This is a genomic window from Pseudomonas sp. WS 5410 (assembly GCF_012985645.1).
In the GTDB taxonomy this organism is placed as follows: Bacteria; Pseudomonadota; Gammaproteobacteria; order Pseudomonadales; family Pseudomonadaceae; genus Aquipseudomonas; species Aquipseudomonas shahriarae.
The window spans coordinates 25,628-32,990 of the sequence record NZ_JAAQWS010000034.1 but is presented as its reverse complement, the minus strand read 5'-3'; the positions used below and the strand labels follow the sequence as shown (position 1 = coordinate 32,990).

Annotated in this window: 9 protein-coding genes; 3 read left to right on the top strand and 6 right to left on the bottom strand. The window is 63.6% G+C overall.

Annotation, left to right across the window (positions count from 1 at the left end; translation table 11 throughout):
* Window positions 1–390 precede the first annotated feature (390 nt).
* The 5 genes from HBO24_RS28675 to HBO24_RS28655 form a co-directional block, all read right to left on the bottom strand.
* Window positions 391–660 carry a DUF3325 domain-containing protein gene (locus HBO24_RS28675; RefSeq protein ID WP_178112945.1) on the bottom strand — a complete coding sequence of 90 codons (270 nt, stop codon included), beginning with the start codon at window positions 658–660 and terminating at the stop codon, window positions 391–393.
* Window position 661: 1 nt separating this feature from the next.
* Window positions 662–2,200, bottom strand: a complete 1,539-nt coding sequence (locus tag HBO24_RS28670; RefSeq protein WP_170060801.1) for a PepSY-associated TM helix domain-containing protein — start codon at window positions 2,198–2,200, stop codon at window positions 662–664.
* Window positions 2,197–2,484, bottom strand: coding sequence for a DUF3649 domain-containing protein (locus HBO24_RS28665; protein ID WP_057445152.1), 288 nt, complete (start codon window positions 2,482–2,484; stop codon window positions 2,197–2,199). The genes HBO24_RS28670 and HBO24_RS28665 overlap by 4 nt, the downstream gene beginning before the upstream one ends.
* A 212-nt stretch (window positions 2,485–2,696) precedes the next feature.
* Window positions 2,697–4,037: a sensor histidine kinase gene (locus tag HBO24_RS28660; RefSeq protein ID WP_169961366.1), complete on the bottom strand. Its 1,341-nt coding sequence runs from the start codon at window positions 4,035–4,037 to the stop codon at window positions 2,697–2,699.
* Window positions 4,034–4,753: a response regulator transcription factor gene (locus tag HBO24_RS28655; protein ID WP_057959131.1), complete on the bottom strand. Its 720-nt coding sequence runs from the start codon at window positions 4,751–4,753 to the stop codon at window positions 4,034–4,036. The genes HBO24_RS28660 and HBO24_RS28655 overlap by 4 nt, the downstream gene beginning before the upstream one ends.
* Window positions 4,754–5,102: 349 nt before the next feature.
* On the opposite strand from HBO24_RS28655, the gene HBO24_RS28650 reads away from it, so the two are divergent.
* A complete protein-coding gene (locus HBO24_RS28650) occupies window positions 5,103–5,621 on the top strand; it encodes a cysteine hydrolase family protein (RefSeq protein WP_076964993.1) in 519 nt (172 codons plus the stop codon).
* A 12-nt stretch (window positions 5,622–5,633) separates the two neighbouring features.
* On the opposite strand, the gene HBO24_RS28645 is transcribed toward HBO24_RS28650, so the two are convergent.
* A complete protein-coding gene (locus HBO24_RS28645) occupies window positions 5,634–5,921 on the bottom strand; it encodes a hypothetical protein (protein ID WP_057959133.1) in 288 nt (95 codons plus the stop codon).
* Window positions 5,922–6,154: 233 nt separating this feature from the next.
* Here HBO24_RS28645 and HBO24_RS28640 point away from each other — a divergent pair, with 233 nt between their 5' ends.
* Together HBO24_RS28640 and HBO24_RS28635 are read left to right on the top strand one after the other, a co-directional pair.
* Complete coding sequence (locus HBO24_RS28640; protein WP_057438740.1) at window positions 6,155–6,793, top strand: secretin and TonB N-terminal domain-containing protein; 639 nt, start codon at window positions 6,155–6,157, stop codon at window positions 6,791–6,793.
* Complete coding sequence (locus HBO24_RS28635) at window positions 6,790–7,335, top strand: RNA polymerase sigma factor (RefSeq protein WP_057438724.1); 546 nt, start codon at window positions 6,790–6,792, stop codon at window positions 7,333–7,335. The genes HBO24_RS28640 and HBO24_RS28635 overlap by 4 nt, the downstream gene beginning before the upstream one ends.
* The last annotated feature ends 28 nt before the right edge of the window (window positions 7,336–7,363 follow it).

The following is a 7,363-nucleotide window of genomic DNA, read 5'->3' as shown; positions in this document are numbered from 1 at the left end:
AGGCGCCCCGTTAAACCACGATGGCCGCAGGCAGGTATTGCGCAGTGGGCACCCCGGCATGGATGCCGGGGTAGCCGCGACACGGCCATGGATGGCCGATCGCGGCGGGCCCACGGAGCAATGCCTGACTGCGGGCATGCCGAGCCTAGGCGAGGCACCGAGTGGTGGGGCAGGAGCCCTTTTGGTTACTTTTGGGGCTCTTTTCCAAAAGTGACCCGCCGTAAGGGCGGAACCAATAGCCGCCGTGACCGCAGCAACGGATATGTACACAACCCCAGAAAAGAGTTGTGTAGATACCTATGCTGCAATGGCGGTGTATCAGTCGCCGCATGTATCCGATAACCCAGCGCAATCACCGGCAAACCAGCCCCTACAAGGTTTTTTGGCCCATCAGCGCGTGGTGTAGGGCAACAGAAACACCACGCCAAGCCCAGCCAGCGAAATCAAGCCGAACCACGCCACCGGCCCCATGGCCCAGCCCCACCCCAATACGCTGACGGCAAAACTCGCCGCCAGCATCCCCCAGCCCAGCACTCGCAGGCCACGTCGTAGCACCGGCGAGGGCAGGCGCTGCATAAGTTGTTTGTAATGGCGCTCCAAGCCCAGGCACAACCCCGCCATCCCTGCGCAGGCCAGCAACAACGCGCCTATCAACGCCATCTCAATTGACCTCCGCTACAGCGTGCTTGGCCACGCGCCGGGTGCTGCGTTCCTTGGGCGCCTGGTACAGCTTCCAGCACGGCCAGGCCAGCAGCAGGCCGAGGGCGACGCTGGTCAATTCCAGGTAGACGTAATCACCCAGGCTTTCCCCCAGCAGATTCAGGGCCGGCAGGCCGAGACACAGCACTGCCGCCAGACCCAGTTGCTCGCGCCAGGCACTGCGCCAGGGGCGGACAATCGCGTGGCCCAGGCTCAACAGCCACACCAGGAAAAACACCCGCACTTCCCAGCCACCGCGCTGGGCCAGTTCCACCGGGAGCAAGCGGTTGGCCCACAACAAGGCCACGCACGCCACCGTCAGCCCGGCCACTACCGCCACATTCAGGCGTTCGGCGATGTGGTAGAGCAGGGCGCCCACAGCGCCTTCGCCATCGTGGCGCCGGCGGCGTTTGACGGTAAACAGCACCAAGCCGGTTGCCAGCATTGCGCAACTGGCCAGGCCGCAGACAAAGTACAGCCAGCGCATGGAGTAGCCGCCGAACTGCGCAAAGTGCAGGCCGGCCATGACCTTCTGGGTCAACAGGCTGGGCCGGCTGACCGCAGGCTGGCGCAGGACGGCACCGCTGACCCCGTCAAACAGCATGCTCTGGCCCTTGGTCAGCTCGATGCGGTTGCCCAGTACCGGCCGTACCTCGATGCGTGCGTCGCTGCGGCCGGGGTTGTGGATCGACAAGCTGGACACCGGCCCCATGGCCCGCTCGGCCTCGGCCAGCAGCGGTTCCAGTGCCGTCAGCTCGGCCGCTTCGCTGTGTTTGGCGCGTTCGCCGCGCACTTGTTGTTCGGCGGGCGCGCCACGCAGGGCGCGGAAGAGGTTGTCGCGGTCGCCGTCAAACAGCGCGTCCACCGCCGCCGGTATGTAGATCAAATAGAAGATCACCAGCCCGGTATAGGTGATCATCAGGTGAAAGGGCAGCACCAGCACCGCTGTCGCGTTGTGCGCATCCAGCCACGAGCGCTGGCCCTTGGCGGGGCGGAAGGTGAAGAACTCCTTGAAGAATTTCTTATGGATCACGATCCCGCTGACCAACGCGACCAGCATCGCCATGGCGGCCAGGCCGACCGTCCAGATCCCCAGGTCGCGCGGCAGGTTGAGGGTGAAGTGGAAGCGGAAGAAAAACCCGCCCCCGGCAGTTTCGCGCACGGCCAGGGGCTCGCCGGTGTGTGGGTCGAGTGCGGTGCCGCCGCCACGTCGTTGTTCGCCGGCCGATACCGTCAGGGTGTCGGAGCGTTCGCCGGGCAGGCCGATGCTCCAGGTCTTCGCCTCGGGGTGCTGGCGCGCCAGATAGTCGAGGGCCAGCTGCGCGGCGGCGCTTTGCGACAGGGTCGAGGTGGGGATTTCCGGGCGCATCCAGCCGTCGATTTCCTTGTCGAACACCGCCAGGGTGCCGGTCAGGAAGATTGCAAACAGCAGCCAGCCGAACACCAGCCCGCTCCAGGTATGCAGCCAGGCCATGGCCTGGGTCAGGGTCTTGTGTTTCATCCCAGCACCTCGCGCCAGTGTGGCCAGAAACCGACGGCAGCCAGGGGCAGCGCCAGGGCCATTCCGGCCCACGCACGCCAGGCGTTGCGACAGGCAAAGGCCCAGAGGATCGCCAGGGTGTAGATCAAGAAGGAGGGCAGGCTGGCGACCACCAGGGCATCCACCTTGTCCATGGGCAACAGGCGCGCCAGGGCGGCGGTAAACGCATAGGTAAACAGGTAACCGCCGATCAGCGCGGCGACTACCCGCGAGAGGGTCGGCCAGGCAGGGGATTTGCTTTTCATGGAGGGCTCATCAGCATCAGACCAGGCAACACCATTGCCCTGGGGGGCAGGCTTGTGTGGGAGCTGGCTTGCCTGCGATGGCATCTCCTCGGAATGACCTGCTAGACCGAGGCGTCTGCATCGCAGGCAAGCCAGCTCCCACATAGACCGAGTGGGTCACAAGAAACGTATGGCTCGAATGCTAGTGATTCTCATATGGGAGTAAACGCAATTTACAACTTATACACTTTGAGCCGCAGGTGCAGGCACAGCCCGGGCGTGGTGTTCTGTGCCCACAACTGGCCGCCTTGCAACTGCACGATGCTGCGCGCAATCGACAACCCCAGGCCATAGCCATCACCGCCGGGGCGGGCGGCGTTGAGGCGGGTGAAGGGCAGGAAGATCTGCTCCAGCTTGTCCGGCTCGATCCCTGGGCCCTGGTCCTGGATGCACAAGTGCCAGAAATCGCCCTCCAATGCTCCGGTCAAGCGCACCACACCGTGTTCGGGGGAATGGCGGATGGCATTGCGCAGGATATTTTCCAGGGCCTGGGCCAGGCCATTGAGGTTGCCCAGCACCCAACAGTCGGCGGGCAGTTCGCAGGGCAGGCGCTCCCGCGGCCAGCCGCTTTCAAAGCAGGCGTCTTCGCGCAGCAAGTCCCACAACGGTTCCATCTCGACCGCTTCCACGGGCATCGCCGGGCGTTCGGTATCCAGCCAGACCAGCTCCAGAGTGCTGCCGATCAAGCGTTCCATGCCTTGCACTTCGCGCTCCAGGCGCTGGCGCAGGGCATTTGGATCGGGCTCGCGCTCCCCGGCCACCCGCAGCCGGCTCAAGGGCGTGCGCAGTTCGTGGGACAAGTCCCGCAGCAGGCGCCGTTGCAGGACCACGGTATTTTCCAGGCGCTCGGCCATGTGGTCGAAGGCCCGGGCCAATTCACCGAGTTCGTCACGGCGGTGCGTCACCTGGGGCCCGACCCGCGCCGCCAGGTCGCCGGCGCTCAGGGCATTGGCCTGGCGCCGCAAGATCACCAGCGGCGAAATCAGCACCCGGTACAACAGCACACCAAACAATAGCGCCAGGCACGTCGGCAGTACCTGGCGCAGCAAAATGTCCCACAGGCCACGGCCCTGGCGGGGGTCCAGGTGCAGTGGCAACTCCATGACCAGGCGTGCTGCACCGTCGCTGAACGGAATATAGAAAGTCGGCCGCCCGCCGGGGCGGCCCACTGGCCAGTCGATCTGGCGTACAAAATCCAGCTTGCGCCGCTCGATCGTGGTCAAAGCCTGGGAGGACAGCGACTGGTGGTCGTCCACTATCACCGCCCATACCTGCTCCTGGGCACGCAGATTCTTGAGGAACTCATCGACCCCCACTGCACCGCGTTCGCGCCAGGCAATTTCGGCCTGGCGTGAGTACTCGCTGAGGATGTAACGGGTGGGGGCGGGCAAGCGCGCGGTGGCTTCGTAGATGCGCCGGCTCACATCCACTTGCAGGCTGACCACCAGCAGGCACAACACCGCCAGCAAGCCGATCAATTTCCACAACAGCGAGTGGCGGTTGGGCAGCCTCATGGCTCCAGCCGGGTCAGCATATAGCCTGTGCTCCTGACCGTTTCCACGCGCCCGGCGGTGTAGCCGATGGCCTGTAACTTGCGGCGGATACGGCTGACATGCATGTCCAGGCTGCGATCATGTCGCGAATAGGCGCGGTGCATGACCTGCTGATACAGGAATGCCTTGGTCAGCACCTCGTCGGCATGGGCCACCAGGGTTTCCAGGACGCGGTATTCGGTGGTAGTCAGGTCGGCCCACTGTTCATCCAGGTGCACATCCGTGCGCTGTTCGTCGAACGTCAGTTGCGGATCTTCATTGCGCGCCGTGCCAGGCACCTCATGTTCATAGGCCACCCGGCGCAGGATCGCGTCGATGCGCACATCCATCTCCAACATGCTGAACGGCTTGGGCAGGTAATCGTCGGCGCCCTGGCTGAAACCGGTGATGCGGTCCTGCTCGGCACCGAGGGCCGACATCAGGATCACCGGTACCCGTTGATGCCGCCGCAGTTGCGCGAGCACCTCCAGGCCGCTGCTGCCGGGCAGCATGATGTCCATCAGGATCAGGTCGAAATCCTGGGTACGCGCCAGCTCGACAATCCCTCCACCATCCTGGCGCAACGTGACCTCGAAGCCACGCTGGCCCAGGTGGCTGTGCAGGTGGGCGGCGAGCAACGGGTCATCCTCGACGGCAAGGATGCGGCGCGCAGCGGGGAGCGGGTGGGGGGCGTGCATGGGATCTTCCTGCGAATGCGAATGTTTCTAAGTTGCGCATTCTGGCAAAAGTCCCGACATATTCCTATCCATTGCGCTTTATTGCCGCATTTTCGGTTTAAGCACTGAACACGTTTGCAGCTCGGGGGGGCGCTCCAGGATCCTGGCTTGTCAGGGCGTTGCGGTATTGCTAGTGTCGACGCATGACTGCCTATTGCCTCACCTCGACGACCACCACCACGACCGCTGCAAGCGGAGCGTGCGAGGTTTCGTGAGCCAATAGCAGACGAACTTCAAAGGCCCGCCAGCGATGGACAGGGCCTTTTTTCTTGTCCTTGTGTCGCTGGCTCAAACGCAAGGAGATGCACCCATGTACGCCCTGTTGATTCTCGATATGCAAGTCGGGCTAGTTCACGGCCCGGAAAAACCATGGCGCTGCGAAGCGTTGTTGGAAACACTCAATAGCCTGATGGATAAGGCCCGCCACGCCGGTGCGCCGATTTTTCTGGCGCGCCATATCGGGCCCGTGGGCTCGCCCATCGAGCCCGGCAGCCCGCTGACGAAGGTGGTACCGCAACTGAAGTTGCTCGGTGGCGAAAGGGTGTTCGAAAAGCGTCGGCCCAACGCCTTTGAGTCGACCGACCTGGCTGACCAGTTGCGCGCATGCGGCGCTAGCGGTGTAGTGGTCACCGGGATGAAAACGCAATACTGCGTCGACAGCACCTGCCGCGCTGCCCGTGACCTTGGCTTCGATGCGGTACTTATCGCCGATGGCCATACCTGTTCGGACACTCCCGTGATGAAAGCCGAGCATATCGTCGCTCATCACAATGCCACGTTGGATGGGCCTTTCTGCCAACTGGTTAGGGCCGAGGAGTGGCGCTTCTAGCAGGCCCCCAGATCACGGCCGCTGCGGCTTTACCCCCGTACCGAACGTATTGCCCATCCGCACACTGGTCGCCGCCGGCGTCGACAAGCCAATCTGGTTCGGCGGCCGCTGGTGCACCGGTTTTTCCCGCGCCTCGCGGTTTTTCTGCGCTGCCTTAGCGCCCATCTGCTGGCTCAGGCATCCATAGTCAGGCGCTTTGTACCCATCCACCCTGGCCTCGACACAACCGCCCGGCGTTTCCTCGGCGTGCACGGTCGACGCCAGGCCCGCGCATAACAACAGCATCAACAACCGCTTCATCAGAGCCTCCTGGCAGGCCCTGGGGAGTGGGCCGTTAGTGCCTGCCAGTCTAGCCCGGTGGCGCTGGCGAAACCGTGATGTTTTTTTTGCCATCACCGTAACATCAGGTTCATAAATTGGCCTCAGGATGACGCTTTTCCCAGGACACGGCAGCCGTGCAACAAGGCAGAGCAGGGGGCGAACGGTGGGCTTGGAGGCGCACGCACTGCTGCCTGGTCTTGCTGTTGGCCTGGATGTGGCTGCCACTGCCCAGGGTGCAGGCGGGGGAGCCGCCGTTGTTGCGCCTGGATCTGCCTGCGCAAGACCTGGCGCCCGCCCTGGAAGCTTTCAGCCGGGCCACCGGGATGGCTGTGCTGGTGGACCGCGAGTTGAGCGATGGACGACGTTCGATGGGTGTGCACGGGCACTACAGCGCCCAGCAGGCCCTGGGCCTGTTACTGACAGGGAGTGGCCTGATGGCGCGTTACGCACGCAGTGATGCATTCACCCTGCAGGTGCCTGAAGTCAGCCAACCGCTGGCCAGTCGCGGGGTGTCGCCACGTAACGCCGCACGGCTCAACCGCAGTTATGCCAGCGCCGTGCAGCAGGCCGTCGAAGCCAGCCTGTGCCGTTCACCCTTGACCCGCCCCGGCAGTTTTCGGGCGCTGGTGCAGGTCTGGGTCAACCGTGACGGATTGATTGAACACAGCCGCCTGGTCAGCTCCACCGGCGATGTACTGCGTGATGAAGCGCTGGTGCGCAGCCTCGGCAGCACCTGGATAGAGCGCCCGGCACCCAGCTCGATGCGGTTGCCGTTGACCCTGCTTTTAATGCCCGATACCACAGGAAAACGCATGGAATGCACAGCACGGCAAGGAGCTTCCGGGGCATGAAGGATACCGGGCACACGCCAATGGTCAGGTTGTTCCTGGCCTCCTACGAGGACTTCAAGGTGCGTTTGCGCAAGCGCCTGGGGTCGGAGGATCTGGCCAATGACGTCCTGCATGAAACCTACCTGCGGGTCGACCGCATGGACATGCCGGCGAACCTGCAACAACCCAATGCCTATCTGTACCGCATGGCCCTGAACATTGCGGCCGACCGGCGCCAGGCCGATGCCCGCCTGCTGACCGGCAGCGAAGTCGAGGAGTTGCTCAATATCAGCGATGAAGCCCTGGACCCCTCGCGGGTGGTGGGTGGCCAGAAAGAAATCCAGTCCCTGCTCAAAGCCCTCTACGAACTGCCTGCCCGGCGCCGCAAGATCCTTATCGCCGCGCGCCTGGAGGAAGCGCCACACCTGGAAATCTCCCAGCGTTTCGGCATTTCCACACGCATGGTCGAGAAGGAAATCAAGGCCGCCCTGGGGCATTGCGCCCAGCGTCTGGAAAGAAAAGTCATCCAGCGGTTCGGTCCCGGCGCCGGAAAACCGTCTTAGTGTTGAGTCCCTGATAATCCGTGAGTAC